This window comes from Pantoea anthophila, from assembly GCF_026104315.1.
In the GTDB taxonomy this organism is placed as follows: domain Bacteria; phylum Pseudomonadota; class Gammaproteobacteria; order Enterobacterales; family Enterobacteriaceae; genus Pantoea; species Pantoea anthophila.
In genome coordinates, this window is record NZ_CP110473.1 from 2,774,785 (window position 1) to 2,792,009 (window position 17,225).

The window sequence follows — 17,225 nt, forward strand, 5'->3', positions numbered from 1 at the left end:
AAGGATTAATGAGCTACCGTGTAATTGCCCTCGACCTCGACGGCACACTGCTGACCCCCGCCAAAACGATTCTGCCGCAGTCCATCGAGGCGCTGAACCAGGCACGCCAGGCGGGTATTCACGTCGTTATCGTGACCGGACGCCATCACTGCGCCATCCATCCTTTTTATCAGGCGTTACAGCTGGAGACACCTGCGATCTGCTGCAATGGCACCTATCTGTACGATTATCAGGCGAAAAAGGTGCTGGCGTCCGACCCGCTCGATCCGCAACTCGCCCTTGAGGTGATCGACAGGCTGAACGCGCAGCGGATTCACGGCCTGCTCTATGTGGATGATGCGATGCTCTATCAGACCGCAACCGGACACGTGACGCGCACCCTGAAGTGGGCCGAATCCCTCCCTGCCCACCAGCGCCCGCTGTTTCGTCAGGTGCCTGACCTCGCTCAGGCGGCGCGCGATGCCGGTTCGATCTGGAAGTTTGCGCTGTCGCATACCAACATTCCGGAACTGCAGCAGTTCGCCAGCCAGGTGGAAACGGAGCTGGGGCTGGCCTGCGAATGGTCGTGGCACGATCAGGTGGATATCGCCCGCGGCGGCAACAGCAAAGGCAAACGACTGGCGCAGTGGGTTGAATCACAGGGCCTGAGCATGTCGGATGTGATCGCCTTCGGTGACAACTACAACGATCTCAGCATGCTGGAAACGGCCGGACTGGGGGTGGCGATGGGCAACGCCGACGAGGCGATTAAAGCGCGGGCGAAGAAGGTGATCGGCACGAACCTTGAAACCGCCATTGCCGATACCCTCCATCAGTACGTGTTGTAATCAGGGCGTCACCGAGACGCTTTTAATCTGGGCATAGAGCCACTGATCGGGCCGGATGCCCAGCTCATCCCGCGCCCACGGCGTGATGCGTGCCCAGAGTTCGCTGATGCCGATGCGCAGCTTCACCTCAACCTGATCGCCGACCTCCACCAGCTCCACCACCTGCGCGGGCAGAATGTTGCGGATGGAGCTGTGCTGGGGTGGCTGCAGCGCCAGCGAAACGTCGGCCGAGGCGATGCGAATGCGCAGCGGGGTCTTCACCGGCTGATTCACCCGGCTGACCCAGATATGCTGATCGCCCAGCGACAGCGCGGTCATCGGGTAGTCGGGATGCTGCTCCAGCACCTGCACTCGCAGCACGCTGGTCAGTTCACTCATCGGCAGCCAGGGACGCATCGCGCTGCTGCTCCAGACCCGCTCCAGCGGTCCAAAGGCTTTAACCCGCCCTGCATCCAGCACCAGCACGTTATCGGCCAGCTGCAGGATCTCCTCCAGGCTGTGCGAAACGTAGAGCATCGGAATATCGACCTGCTTCGCCAGCTTTTGCAGATAAGGCATCAGTTCGCGTTTGCGCGGCAGATCCAGTGACGCCAGCGGCTCATCCAGCAGCAGCATATCCGGTGCGGTCAGCAGCGCACGGCCAATGGCGACCCGCTGCTTCTCGCCGCCCGACAGCGACAGCGGAAAGCGTGGCAGCAGCGCCTCCAGCCCCAGCAGTGACACCAGGGTGTCGAACTGCGCTTTCATCGCGGGCGCCATGCCATATTGCAGGTTGCCGCGCACCCGGTAGTGGGGAAAGAGCCGGGCATCCTGAAAGACATAGCCGATACGCCGCTTTTCCGGCGGCAGCGATATCCCCTGATCCGCATCGAACAGCAGCCGGTCATTCAGCGCTATCCGTCCTCGCTGGGGCTGAGTCAGGCCGCTGATCGCGTTGATCAGCGAGGTTTTACCGGCCCCGGAGACGCCGAAGATGGCCGTGATCCCGCTGGCCGGGATCTGCAGGTCGACCTCTAAGTGATGATCGCCCTGCTGCTGCATAAAATTGAGTGACAGCATCAGCTTCCCATCCGCTTACGACCGGCACGGGCCAGCCATTCCGACGCCAGCAGCGACGCCAGCGCCAGTACAATGGCGATCACGCAGAGGCGCGCCGCCGCCCCTTCTGCACCCGGCGTATCGATCAGGGTAAACATCGCCAGCGGCAGGGTGCGGGTCTCGCCCGGTATATTGGAGACAAAGGTGATGGTCGCGCCAAACTCACCCAGCGAGCGGGCAAAGGCGAGCACCGTCCCGACGATCACGCCTGGCAGGGTCAGCGGCAGCGTAATGGTGAAGAACACCCGCCAGCGTCCGGCCCCCAGCGTGCGCGCCGCCTGCTCCAGCCGGCTGTCGACCGCCTCCAGCGCCAGCCGGATGGCGCGCACCATCAGTGGAAAAGCGATCACCGCGGAGGCCAGTGCGGCCCCCCGCCAGCTGAAGGCGAAGCTGAAACCGAACCAGTCATAGAGCTTTTCACCGATGATGCCGCGCCGGCCCAGGCTTATCAGCAGCAGATAGCCCACCACCACCGGCGGCAGCACCAGCGGCAGATGGATCAGGCTGTCGAGCAGCGCTTTGCCGGGAAAACGGCAGCGCACCAGAATCCAGGCCATCAGGATGCCAAACGGCAGGCTGCCGAGCACGGCAATGCCAGAGACTTTGAGGCTGAGCAGTACCGCCTGCCATTCGGGATCGCTGAGTATCATTTCGTCGGTGTGAATCCGTAGTGTCTGAAGATAGCCGCCGCTTCCGGCCCTTTCAGGTAGTCATAAAACGCCTTAACGGCGGCGCGGTTGTGTTCGTTAACGATCGCCATAGGATATTCCACCGGTTTGTGGCTGCTGGCCGGGAAATGCCCCACGACCTGCACTTTTCCGCTGGCCACGGCGTCGGAGCCATACACTATGCCATACGGCGTTTCGTTGCGCTCGACCAGCGCCAGCGCCGCCCGCACGTTGTTAGCCGGGGCTAATACCGGCGCGACCTGCGGCCAGGCCCCCAGGTGCTGCAGCGCCTCTTTGGCGTAGAGTCCCGCCGGCACGTGATCCGGGTCGCCGACCGCCAGACGTTCACCGTGCAGCAGGCTTTTCCAGTCCGTCTGCTTGTCCAGCGTAACCGCTTTTGCCGCGGCGCTGCGCGGGGCGATTAACACCAGATCGTTGCCCAGCAGCGTATAACGGCTGCTCTTCATCATGCTGTTTTTAGCGACCGCATCGTCCATCCACTGCTGATCGGCTGAGATAAAGAGATCGGCAGGGGCCCCCTGTTCAATCTGGCGCGCCAGCGTGGAAGAGGAGGCAAACGAAGCGACGACGTTCACGCCCTTCTCCTGCTGATAACGGCTGGCAATATCCTGCAGGGCATTGGTCAGTGAGGCCGCCGCAAACACGGTAATATTATCGGCGGCAACCGCCTGACCGGCCAGTGAAAAAGTGACCAGCGCCGCGACGCCCCAGCGAGTGTAATGGTGTGACATGATCTTCTCCGGCTATTCGTTGTGTAGCGGATAATATAACGCATTATCACGGCATCCCGATAAATTATCGGCAGCAGAGAGAGAAGGATGAAGGGGGGCGGGATAAAAATGACCGCGCCCGCGCAGAGAGGCGGGCGGGGCAGAAATCAGTTGTGCGAACGGGCGGAGGATTTTTCGCGATGACCAAATTTTGAGATGACGTTAAACACTTCACCCAGGCCATAAATGATACCCAGCATCAGCGCCATCACCACAGGCACCATCAGGACGGCTACGGCGAGGCTTTTCAGTAATTCCAGCATCGGGAGTCTCACTCTGAGAATAAAAAAGTGATTGTAACGGGTCAGGAAAATTTTGCGCAGCCCTTTTCGTGCTTTTACTTTGGTCACGAAACGCCGCTATCATCGGCCTCCACACGCGTTAACCCTTTGCCGGAGCTGTCATGGAAGCCGAACTGTCCCTTCACATCCGTTTACAACAGAAACTGTTTGCCGATCCCCGTCGTATCGAGCTGCTGAAACGGGTCCGGGAAACCGGCTCAATCAGTCAGGGAGCAAAGCTGGCGGGCATCAGTTATAAAAGCGCCTGGGATGCGATTAACGAGATGAATCAGCTAGCGGATGAGACGCTGGTGGCGCGGGCCACCGGCGGCAAAGGTGGCGGCGGCGCGACGCTGACCCGCTACGGTGAACGCCTGATCCAGCTGTTTCAGCTGATGGAGCAGATCCAGCAGAAGGCCTTTGATGCCCTGCAGCAGGATGCCCTGCCGCTCGACAGCATGCTGGCGGCGATCGCCCGCTTCTCCCTGCAGACCAGCGCCCGAAACCAGCTGTTTGGCACCGTGATGAGCAATGACGCGCAGCAGGTGGTGCAGCATCTGCTGATTCAGCTGGCCGATGGGGTCACGCAGCTCAACGTGGCGCTGACGCAGCGCAGCGCCGATCGTCTTCAGCTGGCGGCGGGTAAAGAGGTGCTGGTGCTGATCAAAGCCCCCTGGATTCATATCAGCCGGGATACCACCGGGGATGACAACCAGCTGGCGGCCACCGTCAGCGCCATTGAGCCGGGCGACGGCAAAAGTGAAGTCCTGCTGCAGATCGCCAGCGGCGAAACCCTGTGCGCCACCCTGACCCGCGAGCGGCTGCAGCAGCTGAAGCTGCAGCCGGGCGACGCAGTGACCGCCAGCTTTAATGCGGAGAACGCCATCGTCGCCACCCTGCTCTAGCGGGGAATTTGACATCACTACCGGCAGAGGTTACAACGCAGTAACATGATGCAAAAAACGGAACATATTATGGCTTCATTGCATATTTCGCAAGGCACGTTTCGTCTTAGCGATACCCGGTTACTGCGCCTGAATCAGGTAGAACTGCAACGCGGCGAGAGCTGGGCGTTTGTCGGCGCCAACGGCAGCGGCAAATCCTCTCTGGCGCGTGCGCTCTCCGGGGAGCTGCCGCCGCTCTCCGGTTCGGTCAGCAGCACGTTCAGACGACCGGTCAGGCTGTCGCTGGAGCAGTTGCAGTCTCTGGTGGCACAGGAGTGGGAACGCAACAATACCGATATGCTCAGCGAAGGCGAAGAGGATACCGGGCTCACGGTGGCCGATGTCATCCAGATGGAGGGGCAGCACCCCGGACGGTGCGAGCAGCTTGCCCGCCAGTTTGGCATTGAACCCCTCCTCTCACGTCGCTTTAAATATCTTTCTACCGGTGAAACCCGCAAGACGCTGCTCTGCCAGGCGCTGATGAGCCAGCCTGACCTGCTGATTCTGGATGAGCCGTTTGACGGGCTGGATGTGGCGTCGCGCGCCAGCCTGACCGACACCCTGCGCAGCCTGCAGCAGCCCGATTTCACCCTGGTGCTGGTGCTCAATCGCTTTGATGATATTCCCGATTTTATCGGGCAGGTGGGCGTGCTGGCGGAGTGTAATCTGACCCACAGCGGCGCGCGCCAGACGATTCTGACGGAAGCGCTGGTGGCACAGCTGGCGCACAGTGAACAGCTGCTGGGTATGGCGCTGCCGGAGGCGGATGTGCCGGATGCCCTGCCCGCCCTGGCCGATGATGCGCCGCGCGTCATTCTGCGCAACGGCACCGTCTCTTACCATGATCGGCCCATCATCAGCGGGCTGAACTGGCAGGTCAACCCAGGCGAACACTGGCAGATCACCGGTCCGAACGGTGCCGGTAAATCGACCCTGCTCAGTATGGTGACCGGCGATCATCCCCAGGGCTACAGCAATGACCTGACCCTGTTTGGCCGTCGCCGTGGCAGTGGCGAAACCCTCTGGGACATCCGGCAGCATATCGGCTATGTCAGCAGCAGCCTGCACCTGGATTATCGCGTCAGCACCAATGTGCGCACGGTGATCCTGTCGGGCTTCTTCGACTCTATTGGTCTCTATCAGGCGGCGTCTGACCGGCAGAAAGCGCTGGCCCAGCAGTGGCTGGCTCTGCTCGGCATGGACAACCGTCTGGCTGATGCCCCCTTCCACTCACTGTCGTGGGGACAGCAGCGGCTGGTACTGATCGCACGCGCGCTGGTTAAACACCCGACGCTGCTGATTCTGGATGAGCCTCTGCAGGGACTCGATCCGATTAACCGTCAGCTGGTGCGGCGCTTTGTCGATGTCCTGATTGGCGAAGGACGTACCCAGCTGCTGTTTGTTTCGCATCACGCCGAAGATGCGCCGGCCTGCATCACGCATCGCCTGAGTTTTGTCCCTCAGGACGATGGCTATCGCTATCAGCAGGAGACCCTGCGCTAACGTTCTCTCCTCAGCCCTGACGCCGCGACAGCGGCGTTTTACAGCCCTCCAGTGTAAGCGTTACCATTCCTTCTCACCTTTCACCCTCCTGCACCGCACACAATGCCACCAAATAAGAATTTTCAGCTTGTGTAAACGATACCATTTATCCAGACTTGATCACGCTTTCGGGCGCGCTGATGTGCTAATTTTTACCGATGCCTCTTTGGCTTTTGACGCTTACCAGGACCTCACATGGACAAATTCAACCCGGTCGATCATCCGCATCGCCGTTACAATCCACTGATTGATCAATGGATTTTAGTCTCTCCTCATCGGGCCAAACGGCCGTGGCAGGGCGCGCAGGAGACCCCGGCGGTTAACACGCTGCCGTCCCATGATCCGGACTGCTTCCTCTGTGCCGGAAACACACGCATCACCGGCGACAAAAACCCGGACTATACCGGCACTTACGTCTTTACCAATGACTTTGCCGCGCTGATGACCGACACCCCCGACGCGCCTGAGAGTGACGATCTGCTGATGCGCTGTGAAAGCGCACGCGGCACCAGCCGGGTTATCTGTTTTTCGCCCGATCACAGCAAAACCCTGCCGGAGATGTCGCTGAGCGCGCTGGAAGAGGTGGTGCGCACCTGGCAGGAGCAGACCGCTGAGCTGGGTCAGCACTATCCCTGGGTGCAGGTGTTTGAGAACAAGGGCGCGGCGATGGGCTGCTCCAACCCGCATCCCCATGGTCAGGTCTGGGCCAACAGCTTCCTGCCGAATGAAGCGCAGCGTGAAGATGACCACCAGCGCGACTACTTCGCGAAGAAGGGTTCACCGATGCTGGTCGATTACCTGGCGCGTGAACAGCAGGATGGCAGCCGTACCGTCGTGGAAACCGAACACTGGCTGGCCGTGGTGCCCTGGTGGGCCGCCTGGCCGTTTGAAACCCTGCTGCTGCCGAAAGCGCACGTCAGACGTCTGACCGATCTCAGCGCAGCACAGCGCACCGATCTGGCGCTGGCGCTGAAACAGCTCACCAGCCGCTACGATAACCTGTTCCAGTGCTCCTTCCCCTACTCTATGGGCTGGCATGGCGCACCGTTTAACGGCGAAGCCAACGATCACTGGCAGCTGCATGCCCACTTCTATCCACCGCTGCTGCGTTCAGCAACGGTACGCAAATTTATGGTCGGCTATGAAATGCTGGCCGAAACCCAACGCGATTTAACGGCGGAACAGGCGGCGGAACGTCTGCGTTCTGTCAGCGACGTTCACTTCCGTGAGGCACAACAATGAGCTTAAAAACCATCACGCAGCAGCTTTTCTCAGACACCTTCGGTTACGCCGCCACCCATACCATTCAGGCACCGGGTCGCGTCAACCTGATTGGTGAGCACACCGACTATAACGACGGCTTTGTGCTGCCCTGTGCCATTGACTACCAGACGGTGATCGCCTGCGCCCGCCGTGACGATCGCCAGATTCGCGTGGTCGCGGCGGATTATGAGAATGCCCAGGACACCTTTTCGCTCGATGAAGAGATCGTCAGCGTGCAGGAGCCGATGTGGGCGAACTATGTGCGCGGCGTAGTGAAACATCTGCAACGGCGTCATGCCGATTTCGGTGGCATCGACATGGTGATCAGCGGCAACGTTCCGCAGGGCGCGGGCCTCAGCTCCTCTGCCTCGCTGGAAGTGGCGGTCGGCACCGTGGTGCAGCAGCTCTATAACCTGCCGCTGGATGGCGCGGCGATTGCGGTTAACGGTCAGGAAGCAGAAAACCAGTTCGTTGGCTGCAACTGCGGCATCATGGACCAGCTGATCTCCGCGCTGGGCCAGAAAGATCACGCCATGCTGCTCGACTGCCGCACGCTGGGCACCCGTCCGGTGTCGATGCCGGCAGATATCGCCGTGGTGATCATCAACTCCAACTTCCGCCGCACCCTGGTCGGCAGCGAATACAATACCCGTCGCGAGCAGTGTGAAGCGGGCGCGCGCTTCTTCAACAAAAAAGCGCTGCGTGATGTCGAGCTGGCAGAGTTTGAAGCGGCAGAGGCGAAGCTGGACCCGCAGGTGGCTAAGCGGGTGCGTCACGTTCTGACCGAGAATGCCCGCACGCTCGAAGCCGCCGATGCGCTGAGCCGGGGCGACCTCTCCCGTATGGGTCAGCTGATGGCCGAGTCGCACGCCTCCATGCGTGACGATTTTGAGATCACCGTGCCGCCGATTGACACGCTGGTGGAGATCGTAAAAGCGCAAATCGGTGAGCACGGGGGCGTTCGCATGACCGGCGGCGGCTTCGGCGGCTGTATCGTTGCGCTGATGCCGCTGGATCGGGTGGATCAGGTGAAAGCCGCCGTTGCGGAGCAGTATGAAGCGCAGACCGGCATCAAAGAGACCTTCTACGTCTGCAAAGCCTCTGAAGGAGCCGGTCAATGCTGAATGACGTCAACTCTCACGCGCCCGACGGTCAGCCGTGGCGCATCACGGTGCTGCGCAATGCCAACGGCATGCTGGCGACCTTTATGGACTGGGGCGCAACCTGGCTCTCCGCCCGCGTGCCGATGCAGGATGGCACGGTGCGTGAAGCGCTGCTTGGCTGCGCCACCCCCTCTGACTATCTGCACCAGGATGCTTATCTCGGTGCCACGGTGGGCCGTTACGCTAACCGCATCGCCGGTGCAAAACTGACCACACTCAACCGTCAGCTGGTGCCGAACCAGGGCGCGCATCAGCTGCATGGCGGTCCGGAAGGGTTTGATAAACGTCGCTGGCAGATTGTCAGCCAGTCAGACAGCGACGTGCACTACCGCCTGGATTCGCCGGATGGCGATCAGGGCTATCCCGGTAACCTGATTGCCGACCTGCACTATCATCTGGACGATCAGAACTGCCTGAGCATCCGCTATGAAGCACGCTGCGACCAGCCCTGTCCGGTCAACCTGACCAACCACGCTTACTTTAACCTTGATGCGCATCATGGCGACGCCCGCCAGCATCGCTTACAACTGCACGCAGATCACTATCTGCCGGTCGACAGCGAAGGGATTCCCAATGCGCCGCTGAAAGCCGTGGCCGGCACCAGCTTTGATTTCCGGCAGGCGAAAACGGTCGCGCAGGATTTCCTGACAGAGGACGACCAGCGGGCGGTGAAGGGGTATGACCACGCGTTTCTGCTCAACAGCGCAGGCGATGACAGCCAGCCTGCCGCAGAACTCTGGTCAGAAGATGGCAGACTGCAGCTCAGCGTCACCACCTCCGCTCCGGCCCTGCAGTTCTACTCTGCCAACTATCTGGCCGGTACCCGTGCCCGCGAGCAGGAGAGCTATACTGCATTTCAGGGCATTGCGCTGGAGAGTGAATTTTTACCGGATTCGCCCAATCATGCTGAGTGGCCTCAGCCCGATTGCTGGCTGCAACCGGGAGATCGCTGGGAATCGGTGACGCGCTATCGCTTCACGCCACGCTGATCTTCTGGCTGAAAAACGCGCAGTGCGTCACACACAGGCTTACGCGCTGCCCGCTTTTCCGCTATGGTATGGCGCAATCCGCTCGCGTGTCAGGCGGGCAGCAGCAGGTTTCCAATCTCACAGAAACATCACAGTATTAAGGAGTTAAGCTATGGCTGTAACTAAGCTGGTTCTGGTGCGACACGGCGAAAGCCAGTGGAACAACGAAAACCGCTTTACCGGTTGGTATGATGTTGACCTTTCTGAGAAAGGTCGTGGCGAAGCCAAATCAGCGGGTCAGCTGCTGAAAAAAGAGGGCTTTGTTTTCGATTTCGCTTACACCTCTGTACTGAAGCGCGCGATTCACACGCTGTGGAATGTGCTGGATGAGCTGGATCAGGCCTGGCTGCCGGTCGAGAAAACCTGGCGTCTGAACGAGCGTCACTACGGTGCGCTGCAGGGCCTGGATAAAGCGGAAACTGCGGCCAAATATGGCGATGAGCAGGTTAAGCAGTGGCGTCGCGGTTTTGCCATTACCCCACCTGAGCTGGATCGTGCTGATGAGCGCTTCCCTGGCCATGACCCGCGTTACGCGAAACTGACCCCGGAGCAACTGCCGACCACTGAAAGTCTGGCACTGACCATCGACCGCGTGATCCCTTACTGGAACGACACCATTCTGCCGCGCATTAAAAGCGGTGAGAAAGTGATCATTGCCGCACACGGCAACTCACTGCGCGCACTGGTTAAATATCTGGATAACCTGAGCGAAGATGAGATCCTCGAACTGAACATCCCAACCGGCGTGCCGCTGGTGTATGAGTTCGATGAAAACTTCAAACCGCTGAAACGCTACTACCTGGGCGACCAGGACGAGATTGCCGCGAAAGCCGCAGCCGTTGCGAATCAGGGTAAAGCGAAGTAATTTTTCGCTGAGAGGCAAAAAGGCCAGACAGAAGTCTGGCCTTTTTTATTGGGCTGCGTCCGGCAATGCTGTGTGTCATCTTTAACTGTCAGAGTAAAAGCCTGAATGTCCGTTCGTCCCGGACGAATCACATCGTCAAAGCCGTCTGAGTATGGCAGCAATAAATCAGCCCAATCTGCAGGGAACATGGTCAGAAGAGGAAAGCGTCCCGCGCCAGGGATGGCGCGGGGAGAGCGTGCCATGGATGGCGGTTGTTGCGTCTTTCCGATCTGACTGTGTTCCCTCAGCAGGCTCACTCTCCACCGCGCATTCAGACAGATCCGGCCAGTTGTCACACCAGATCGCCAGCACTCAACCGCGGCGCTGTTTAACCGCTGCCGCCAGCTGACGCAGCACCTTGTCGGTATCATCCCAGCCGATGCAGGCATCAGTGACACTCTTGCCATAGACCAGCGGCTCACCGCTCTCCAGGCTCTGATTGCCCTCTACCAGATGACTCTCGATCATCACGCCGACAATCGCCTGTTCACCGTTGATGATCTGCTGCGCGACATCGTCCGCCACGACCATCTGACGCTGGAACTGCTTGCTGCTGTTGGCATGGCTGAAATCGATCATGACCTGCTGTGGCAGACCCGCTTTTGCCAGGCCCTCTTTGACCTCAGCCACATGCTTCGCACTGTAGTTCGGCTCTTTGCCGCCGCGCAGAATAATGTGACAGTCGCCATTGCCGCTGGTTTCGACAATCGCGGAGTGGCCATATTTGGTCACTGACAGGAAGCAGTGCGGCGAACCAGCAGCGTTGATGGCATCGATGGCCACCTTGATGGTGCCATCGGTGCCGTTTTTGAAACCGACCGGACAGGAGAGACCGGAGGCCAGCTCACGGTGCACCTGGGATTCGGTGGTGCGTGCGCCAATCGCGCCCCAGCTCATCAAATCCGCCACATATTGCGGGGTGATCATATCCAGAAACTCGCCCGCCGCCGGTAAACCGCTGTCATTGATCTCCAGCAGCAGTTTACGCGCCAGACGCAGACCATCATTGAGCTGGAAGCTGTTATCCATGTAGGGGTCGTTGATCAGCCCTTTCCAGCCCACGGTAGTGCGCGGCTTTTCAAAATAGACCCGCATGACCACTTCCAGTTCGCCTTTCAGCTCATCCCGCAGCGCCAGCAGACGGCCGGCATACTCTTTGGCGGCCTCAGGATCGTGGATTGAGCACGGACCAATCACCACCAGCAGGCGGTCATCCTTGCCCTGCAGGATCTGATGAATCGCCTGACGCGCCTGGGAAACGGTCTGTGCAGCACGATCGGTCGCCGGGAATTTTTCGAGCAGCGCAACCGGGGGTAACAGCTCTTTAATCTCTTTGATGCGTAAGTCATCGTTCTGGTAATTCATACTGATTCCATATTATTTCTGGCCCGGCGCCCGCCGGACACAACCTGCCCAATGTAGCCCGAAGCGCCAGGGGTGTAAATTCCCGCTGCGGGTTAAATGTGCGGGTCATATTTGCATTAATCAGGTTAGCGACTAGACTTTTTAATGGTAAGCACTGAGGAACGTCCCGCTTACATGATTAAATCACCCTGTTTAAGCCAACTGGCGAATTTTATTTCGTCTGGGACTTTTTTATCCCCAATTTCACCTCTGGGCTTAAAACGTCTTCATTTATTAACGGGAGTATAATGATGAAAAAGTTTGCCTTACTCTTTTTGACAGCAGCAATGACATTAGGCAGTGGCGCGGCGCTGGCGGAAGGCAGCAACAACGGCACAGCTAACCAGGCAGCCAGTGCAGGTGCGGTCGCACCCGGCGCAAAAGAGAACCTGCCACCGAATAATGTCGATAACAGCAAAATTAATAACACCGGCACCAATACTAATCCGGCCACTTCTGGCAGCACCACCAGCAGCGGAAATATGTCTGCTAACGAAATTGACCAGAACAGCCAGTGTAAAGATGGCAAATGTCCGAACATCAACAAAAAAGTTGAAACGAAAGTGGGCGGCGGTGACGTTAATACTAAAACCGACGGCACGACCCAGTAATTCTGTCTGACCCGGAGAGCATCCGTTCTCCGGGTTTTTCTCCCCTCTGCCCCACTCTTCCGCTATGCTCATCCTGTGAAATTTACAGGGAAACCGTTCATGGCCGTTTTGCTCTTGATTGACGATCATCCGCTGGTGGAAGTGGCACTTGAAGCCGCGCTCAGCCAGTCGCCCATTCCGGTTCAGCTCCTCTCTGCCAGCAGTGAACACGCCGCCCGTCCTTTTCTTCAGCAGCCGCTGGACATTATCGTGCTTGATATCGGGCTGCCGGAGAGCGACGGGCTGGAGATCCTGCGCCGCCTGAAAATCCATCGTCCCGACTGTCCGGTGCTGATCTATTCGGCCCAGCAGACCCGTCACTATATCCGGCGCGCTCAGGCATTAGGGGCGTCCGGTTATGTGGTGAAAAGCCAGCGCATGACGCAGCTGCTCAGCGCCATTCTGGCCGTGCTCGGCGGACAGACCGCGTTTCCGGAAACCGAAGAGGAGCCTGAGCTGCCGCTGACGCACAAAGAGCGTCAGATTCTGGCGCTGCTCGCCAGCGGCCTCTCTAACCTGCAGATCGCCGCCCAGCTGCACATCAGCAACAAAACGGTCAGCACCCATAAAAAGAACATTCTGGAAAAAACCGGTGCCCGCTCTGTGGTTGAACTGGCTGACCTCTGGAAGGCGCAGCAGTGAGATATGCGCTGCTGATTCTGCTGTGGCTGTGCAGCAGCGCGCTGGCTGAGGTGCGCCCGGTCAGCAGCCTGAATCTGCCTATGATGCTGCCGGTCACGCATGCTGAAACCATGCAGGGAAAGAGCCTGCGCGTCGGACTGCTGGAAGAGAACCACGCGCCCTGGACGATGCGGATCGGCAACGATCTGTATGGCATCAATGCCGACTATCTTGCTGCGCTGCGACAGCTGACCGGGGCGCAGTTTACCCTGCGCCTCTACAGCGACGCGCCGCAACTGATGCAGGCCCTGAACCGCGGAGAGATCGATTTTGCGCTGGGCATGTGGAACACCCCGCTGCCTCAGGGCACGCTGAGCAGTGAAAGCTGGTTCAGCAGTCCGCTGCGGGTCTATCGCAATCAGCAGAACCAGCGTGCCGTGATGTTCAACAGCCAGAATGCGCAGCTTGCGATCAGCGACAGCACCCTGGCGCAGCTGCCACCCGCCCTGGCGGCCCGTCACCACTGGCGACGCTACAGCAGCGATCTGCAGGCGCTCTATACCCTGCTCAATCAGCAGAACGACTATGTGGTGGCGGACGAGACCAGCGCCGGTTTTCTGCTGAGTCAGCTGCAGCAGGGGCAGATTTATCAGATCGCCTCACATATTGAGGCGGGACAGCTTAACCTGCGTGCGCTCTCCCGCGATCCCGCGCTGATTGAGTGGATAAATCAGAGCCTGCGTCAGTTACCAGCGGAACTGATGAACAGCCTGCAGGCGCGCTGGAGCAGCACGCTGCCGCGCTATCAGGATACGCAGACCCTGATGCTCAGCCCCGCTGAACGCGCGTGGATTGCCGACCACCCTCGCATTACCTACACCGCCGAGCCCGACAACTATCCCTGGAGCTATCGCGACGCCAGCGGCACCGCCAGAGGCTATGGCGTGGATTTACTGAAAGCGGTCGCCCAGAGCACGGGCCTGCAGTTTGAACCCGTGTGGGTCAGCAATCCCCATCAGGCCAGTGCGCTGATTCAGCAGCAGCAGGCGATGCTGCAACTGATGCAGCCCCTTAATGGCGATGCGATGCAGATCACCTCACTGCCGGTGTGGCGGGCGCTGTGGGGGATCTACAGCATTCACTCTGCCCCGCTGTCGCACTGGCAGGATCTGCGCGGCAGGCGGATCGGCGTATTGCAGGATGACCTGGCGCTGCGCCTGCTGCCGGAGGATCTGCATCCCGTGCCGTTTGCCGACCGGAACAGCCTCTATGATGCGCTGGCAAAGGGGCAGATTGATGCGCTGGTCGATAATGTGCTCTCCGCCCGCTGGCGCATCGCCAGCCGTGATGACGCGCGTATCCACCTCGCCTTTGCCGCCAGCGACATCGCCTGGCCGATCGCGCTGGGTGTCACGCCCGATCAGCCCCTGCTGCGCAGCCTGCTGGATCGGGCGCTGCAGCAGATCCCGGCGGATACCCAGGGCAAAATGCGCGACAGCTGGTCAACACCGCCGCAGCCCGGCAGCGTGATGGTGATGCGAACGCTGCCGATGATGGTGCTGGCGGTAGCCGGGGCCGCCATTGTGCTGCTGCTCCTGCTGCTGGCGCGCCGTTACTGGCAGCAGCGCCGCGAGCGTCAGCAGCGCGAACAGGCGGAGCGGGCCAACGCCATGAAAAGCCAGTTTCTGGCTACCGTCAGCCATGAGCTGCGTACGCCGATGCAGGCGATCCTCGGCCTGCTGGAGCTGGAGAAGCAGCAGCACAACAGCCAGAACCTGACCCTGCTGCACAGCAGCGCACACTCCCTGTTGACCCTGCTGAATGACCTGCAGGATCACGCACGTATCGAGAGTAACAGTTTTACCCTGGCGCCCCGCCCGCTGGCGCTGGCGCAGTGGCTCGAACAGCAGCAGCATTTTTATCATCCGTTAATGCGGGCGGACGGCCCGCGTCTGATCGTCGCGGCACAGACGCCGCTGCCTGACACGGTGATGATCGATGCCGATCGCCTGCAGCAGGTGGTCAATAACCTGATGACCAATGCGCTGAAATTTACCCGTCACGGCACCATCCGCCTCACCCTGGCGGCAGAGCAGCAGCAGCTGGTGCTGACGGTCACTGACAGCGGCAGCGGTATTCCACCTGAGGAGCAGCCGAAGCTGTTTGATCCCTGGTATCAGGCGCCGTCGGGCAAAACCGTGTCGGTGCAGGGCAGCGGTCTGGGCCTGTTTATCTGCCGCGAGATGGTGCTGCGGATGGGGGGCGATATCCGGCTCACCTCGCAGCCCGGCCAGGGAACGCAAGTCACGGTGACCCTGCCTTTGCAGATCGCGGAGCCGGTCAGCAGCACCGATGAGTCTGGCCTGCCCGGCTTTCCCCATCTGCGGGTGGCGATTGTCGATGACCATCCGGCCAATCTGCTGGTGATGCAGCAGCAGCTGGCGCGCTTTGCCATTCAGGCTGAGATCTTCGAAGAGGGACGTGCGCTGCTCAGGGCCGATGCGCAGCAGCCTTTTGACCTGCTGTTTATCGACCAGATGATGCCGCATCCTGACGGCACGCTGCTGCTGCGACTGCTGCGACGCCGTGACCGGCAGCGGGGACGGCAGGCGATGCGGGTGCTCTGCTCCGCAGACGCCCAGCTGCTGTCACGACCGGCTGAGGCGCAGGAGCGGGTTCTGATTAAACCGGTGCAGCTGGCCGATCTCCGCGCACTGCTGGCGGAGTGGCAGCCCGACCCGCTGGCACCGCTGGATGAGAACCTGTGGCAGCTGGCACAGCAGAATGAAAAATTTCTCAGCCGGCTGAGTCAGACGCTGCACAGCACGGTGACCCAGGATCTGGCCGTGATGCGTGAGGCGCGCGCACGCGCGGACTGGAACCAGTTTGCCGACGCGGCACACCGGATGAAAGGCAGCTGGTTGCTGGTGGGGCTGGAGCAGGGTGCACAGCTGAGTCAGCAACTCGCAGAGCAGGCAAAACAGCATCAGGACACGTCTGAGACGTGGCAATTACTGATATTATTAGCAAACAGGTTACTGAAAAAACTGGAATCTTATGGCACATACCCACACTCATAGCGGGCAGGATAGTAATCGCACGCGTCTGGCGGCCGCCTTTGGCGTGACCGTCCTCTTCATGGTTGCCGAGGTGATTGGCGGCTGGCTTTCAGGTTCACTGGCGCTGCTGGCGGATGCCGGACATATGCTCACCGATGCCGCCGCCCTGCTGATGGCGCTGCTGGCGGTTCACTTCTCGCGCCGTAAACCTAATGCGCGTCATACCTTTGGCCTGCTGCGCCTGACCACCGTAGCGGCCTTTGTCAATGCCATCGCCCTGCTAGGTATTACCGCGCTGATCGTCTGGGAGGCGGTGCGTCGCTTCAGCGATCCGCAGCCGGTGACCGGCGGCCTGATGCTGGGCATCGCGATTGGCGGCCTGCTGGCCAACCTGCTCTCATTCTGGCTGCTGCACCACGGCAGCGAAGAGAAGAACCTCAACGTGCGGGCAGCGGCACTGCACGTCATGGGTGACCTGCTCGGTTCGGTGGGGGCGATTGTGGCAGCAGCCATCATTATGCTGACCGGCTGGACGCCGATCGACCCGATTCTGTCGCTGCTGGTGTCACTGCTGGTGCTGCGCAGTGCCTGGGCGCTGCTGCGTGAGAGCCTGCAGGAGTTACTTGAAGGGGCACCCCACTCCCTGGATGTGAACCGGCTGATGCGGGACCTCACCCTGAACATCGCTGAAGTGCGCAATGTTCACCATGTGCATCTGTGGCAGGTGGGTGAAAAGCCGCTGCTGACGCTGCATGTGCAGGTGATCCCACCCTATGACCACGATGCGCTGCTGCACCGCATTCATGACTATCTGCGCCAGCACTATCAGATTGACCATGCGACCGTGCAGATGGAGTATCAGCCCTGTGCCGGTGCTGAGTGTGAGCTGAGCTTCAGCGGCGCGGCTGAGGCCGGTCACGGTCACAGCCATTCCCACTCCCACGACCATACTCACGCCAGAGGCGACGAGCACGCTCACTAA

At 60.0% G+C, this 17,225-nt stretch carries 16 protein-coding genes; 11 read left to right on the forward strand and 5 right to left on the reverse strand.

Going from position 1 to position 17,225, the window contains the following annotated elements:
- The first annotated feature begins 8 nt into the window (after nt 1-8).
- The gene (locus tag OJ965_RS15430) at nt 9-827 is read left to right on the forward strand and encodes a pyridoxal phosphatase (RefSeq protein ID WP_154927953.1); all 819 of its coding nucleotides are present in this window, start codon (nt 9-11) and stop codon (nt 825-827) included.
- Here OJ965_RS15430 and modC read toward each other — a convergent pair whose 3' ends face one another.
- The 4 genes from modC to OJ965_RS15450 all read right to left on the reverse strand — a co-directional run bounded on the left by modC (nt 828) and on the right by OJ965_RS15450 (nt 3,647).
- On the reverse strand, nt 828-1,886 hold the full coding sequence (modC, locus tag OJ965_RS15435; protein ID WP_009091349.1) for a molybdenum ABC transporter ATP-binding protein ModC: 1,059 nt from the start codon (nt 1,884-1,886) through the stop codon (nt 828-830).
- Nucleotides 1,886-2,575: a molybdate ABC transporter permease subunit gene (gene modB / locus OJ965_RS15440; RefSeq protein WP_265136840.1), complete on the reverse strand. Its 690-nt coding sequence runs from the start codon at nt 2,573-2,575 to the stop codon at nt 1,886-1,888. The genes modC and modB overlap by 1 nt, the downstream gene beginning before the upstream one ends.
- Nucleotides 2,572-3,345, reverse strand: a complete 774-nt coding sequence (modA, locus tag OJ965_RS15445; protein ID WP_154927955.1) for a molybdate ABC transporter substrate-binding protein — start codon at nt 3,343-3,345, stop codon at nt 2,572-2,574. The genes modB and modA overlap by 4 nt, the downstream gene beginning before the upstream one ends.
- 146 nt (nt 3,346-3,491) lie before the next feature.
- Nucleotides 3,492-3,647, reverse strand: coding sequence for an AcrZ family multidrug efflux pump-associated protein (locus OJ965_RS15450; RefSeq protein WP_009091356.1), 156 nt, complete (start codon nt 3,645-3,647; stop codon nt 3,492-3,494).
- Nucleotides 3,648-3,787: 140 nt separating this feature from the next.
- On the opposite strand from OJ965_RS15450, the gene modE reads away from it, so the two are divergent.
- The 6 genes from modE (at nt 3,788) to gpmA (ending at nt 10,470) form a co-directional block, all read left to right on the forward strand.
- A complete protein-coding gene (modE, locus tag OJ965_RS15455; protein WP_154927956.1) occupies nt 3,788-4,570 on the forward strand; it encodes a molybdenum-dependent transcriptional regulator in 783 nt (260 codons plus the stop codon).
- A 69-nt stretch (nt 4,571-4,639) separates the two neighbouring features.
- Nucleotides 4,640-6,112 carry a molybdate ABC transporter ATP-binding protein ModF gene (gene modF / locus OJ965_RS15460; protein ID WP_154927957.1) on the forward strand — a complete coding sequence of 491 codons (1,473 nt, stop codon included), beginning with the start codon at nt 4,640-4,642 and terminating at the stop codon, nt 6,110-6,112.
- A 234-nt stretch (nt 6,113-6,346) separates the two neighbouring features.
- Nucleotides 6,347-7,393: a galactose-1-phosphate uridylyltransferase gene (galT, locus tag OJ965_RS15465; protein ID WP_009091362.1), complete on the forward strand. Its 1,047-nt coding sequence runs from the start codon at nt 6,347-6,349 to the stop codon at nt 7,391-7,393.
- The gene (gene galK, locus OJ965_RS15470) at nt 7,390-8,538 is read left to right on the forward strand and encodes a galactokinase (RefSeq protein WP_058958449.1); all 1,149 of its coding nucleotides are present in this window, start codon (nt 7,390-7,392) and stop codon (nt 8,536-8,538) included. The genes galT and galK overlap by 4 nt, the downstream gene beginning before the upstream one ends.
- Complete coding sequence (gene galM / locus OJ965_RS15475) at nt 8,532-9,566, forward strand: galactose-1-epimerase (protein ID WP_150029427.1); 1,035 nt, start codon at nt 8,532-8,534, stop codon at nt 9,564-9,566. The genes galK and galM overlap by 7 nt, the downstream gene beginning before the upstream one ends.
- A gap of 151 nt (nt 9,567-9,717) precedes the next feature.
- A complete protein-coding gene (gene gpmA / locus OJ965_RS15480) occupies nt 9,718-10,470 on the forward strand; it encodes a 2,3-diphosphoglycerate-dependent phosphoglycerate mutase (RefSeq protein WP_265136850.1) in 753 nt (250 codons plus the stop codon).
- 351 nt (nt 10,471-10,821) lie between these two features.
- On the opposite strand, the gene aroG is transcribed toward gpmA, so the two are convergent.
- Entirely contained in the window at nt 10,822-11,874 is a 1,053-nt protein-coding gene (aroG, locus tag OJ965_RS15485; protein ID WP_009091369.1) for a 3-deoxy-7-phosphoheptulonate synthase AroG, read from the reverse strand.
- 287 nt (nt 11,875-12,161) lie between these two features.
- Between aroG and OJ965_RS15490 the strand changes: the two genes are divergently transcribed.
- The 4 genes from OJ965_RS15490 to zitB all read left to right on the forward strand — a co-directional run bounded on the left by OJ965_RS15490 (nt 12,162) and on the right by zitB (nt 17,225).
- A complete protein-coding gene (locus tag OJ965_RS15490) occupies nt 12,162-12,524 on the forward strand; it encodes a YbgS-like family protein (protein ID WP_033736370.1) in 363 nt (120 codons plus the stop codon).
- Between the two features lie 99 nt (nt 12,525-12,623).
- A complete protein-coding gene (locus tag OJ965_RS15495) occupies nt 12,624-13,205 on the forward strand; it encodes a response regulator transcription factor (RefSeq protein ID WP_009091372.1) in 582 nt (193 codons plus the stop codon).
- Entirely contained in the window at nt 13,187-16,264 is a 3,078-nt protein-coding gene (locus OJ965_RS15500; protein WP_265139280.1) for a hybrid sensor histidine kinase/response regulator, read from the forward strand. Before OJ965_RS15495 ends, OJ965_RS15500 begins: the two co-directional genes overlap by 19 nt.
- Nucleotides 16,242-17,225, forward strand: coding sequence for a CDF family zinc transporter ZitB (gene zitB / locus OJ965_RS15505; RefSeq protein WP_111207724.1), 984 nt, complete (start codon nt 16,242-16,244; stop codon nt 17,223-17,225). Before OJ965_RS15500 ends, zitB begins: the two co-directional genes overlap by 23 nt.

Excerpts from the sequence above, each read along its gene's own strand:
- OJ965_RS15450 (WP_009091356.1), bottom strand. The coding sequence starts at position 3,647 with ATGCTGGAATTACTGAAAAGCCTCGCCGTAGCCGTCCTGATGGTGCCT.
- modB (WP_265136840.1), bottom strand. The coding sequence starts at position 2,575 with ATGATACTCAGCGATCCCGAATGGCAGGCGGTACTGCTCAGCCTCAAA.
- galK (WP_058958449.1), top strand. The coding sequence starts at position 7,390 with ATGAGCTTAAAAACCATCACGCAGCAGCTTTTCTCAGACACCTTCGGT.
- OJ965_RS15430 (WP_154927953.1), top strand. The coding sequence starts at position 9 with ATGAGCTACCGTGTAATTGCCCTCGACCTCGACGGCACACTGCTGACC.
- modC (WP_009091349.1), bottom strand. The coding sequence starts at position 1,886 with ATGCTGTCACTCAATTTTATGCAGCAGCAGGGCGATCATCACTTAGAG.
- OJ965_RS15490 (WP_033736370.1), top strand. The coding sequence starts at position 12,162 with ATGATGAAAAAGTTTGCCTTACTCTTTTTGACAGCAGCAATGACATTA.
- zitB (WP_111207724.1), top strand. The coding sequence starts at position 16,242 with ATGGCACATACCCACACTCATAGCGGGCAGGATAGTAATCGCACGCGT.
- aroG (WP_009091369.1), bottom strand. The coding sequence starts at position 11,874 with ATGAATTACCAGAACGATGACTTACGCATCAAAGAGATTAAAGAGCTG.
- galT (WP_009091362.1), top strand. The coding sequence starts at position 6,347 with ATGGACAAATTCAACCCGGTCGATCATCCGCATCGCCGTTACAATCCA.
- modF (WP_154927957.1), top strand. The coding sequence starts at position 4,640 with ATGGCTTCATTGCATATTTCGCAAGGCACGTTTCGTCTTAGCGATACC.
- modA (WP_154927955.1), bottom strand. The coding sequence starts at position 3,345 with ATGTCACACCATTACACTCGCTGGGGCGTCGCGGCGCTGGTCACTTTT.
- galM (WP_150029427.1), top strand. The coding sequence starts at position 8,532 with ATGCTGAATGACGTCAACTCTCACGCGCCCGACGGTCAGCCGTGGCGC.
- OJ965_RS15495 (WP_009091372.1), top strand. The coding sequence starts at position 12,624 with ATGGCCGTTTTGCTCTTGATTGACGATCATCCGCTGGTGGAAGTGGCA.
- modE (WP_154927956.1), top strand. The coding sequence starts at position 3,788 with ATGGAAGCCGAACTGTCCCTTCACATCCGTTTACAACAGAAACTGTTT.
- gpmA (WP_265136850.1), top strand. The coding sequence starts at position 9,718 with ATGGCTGTAACTAAGCTGGTTCTGGTGCGACACGGCGAAAGCCAGTGG.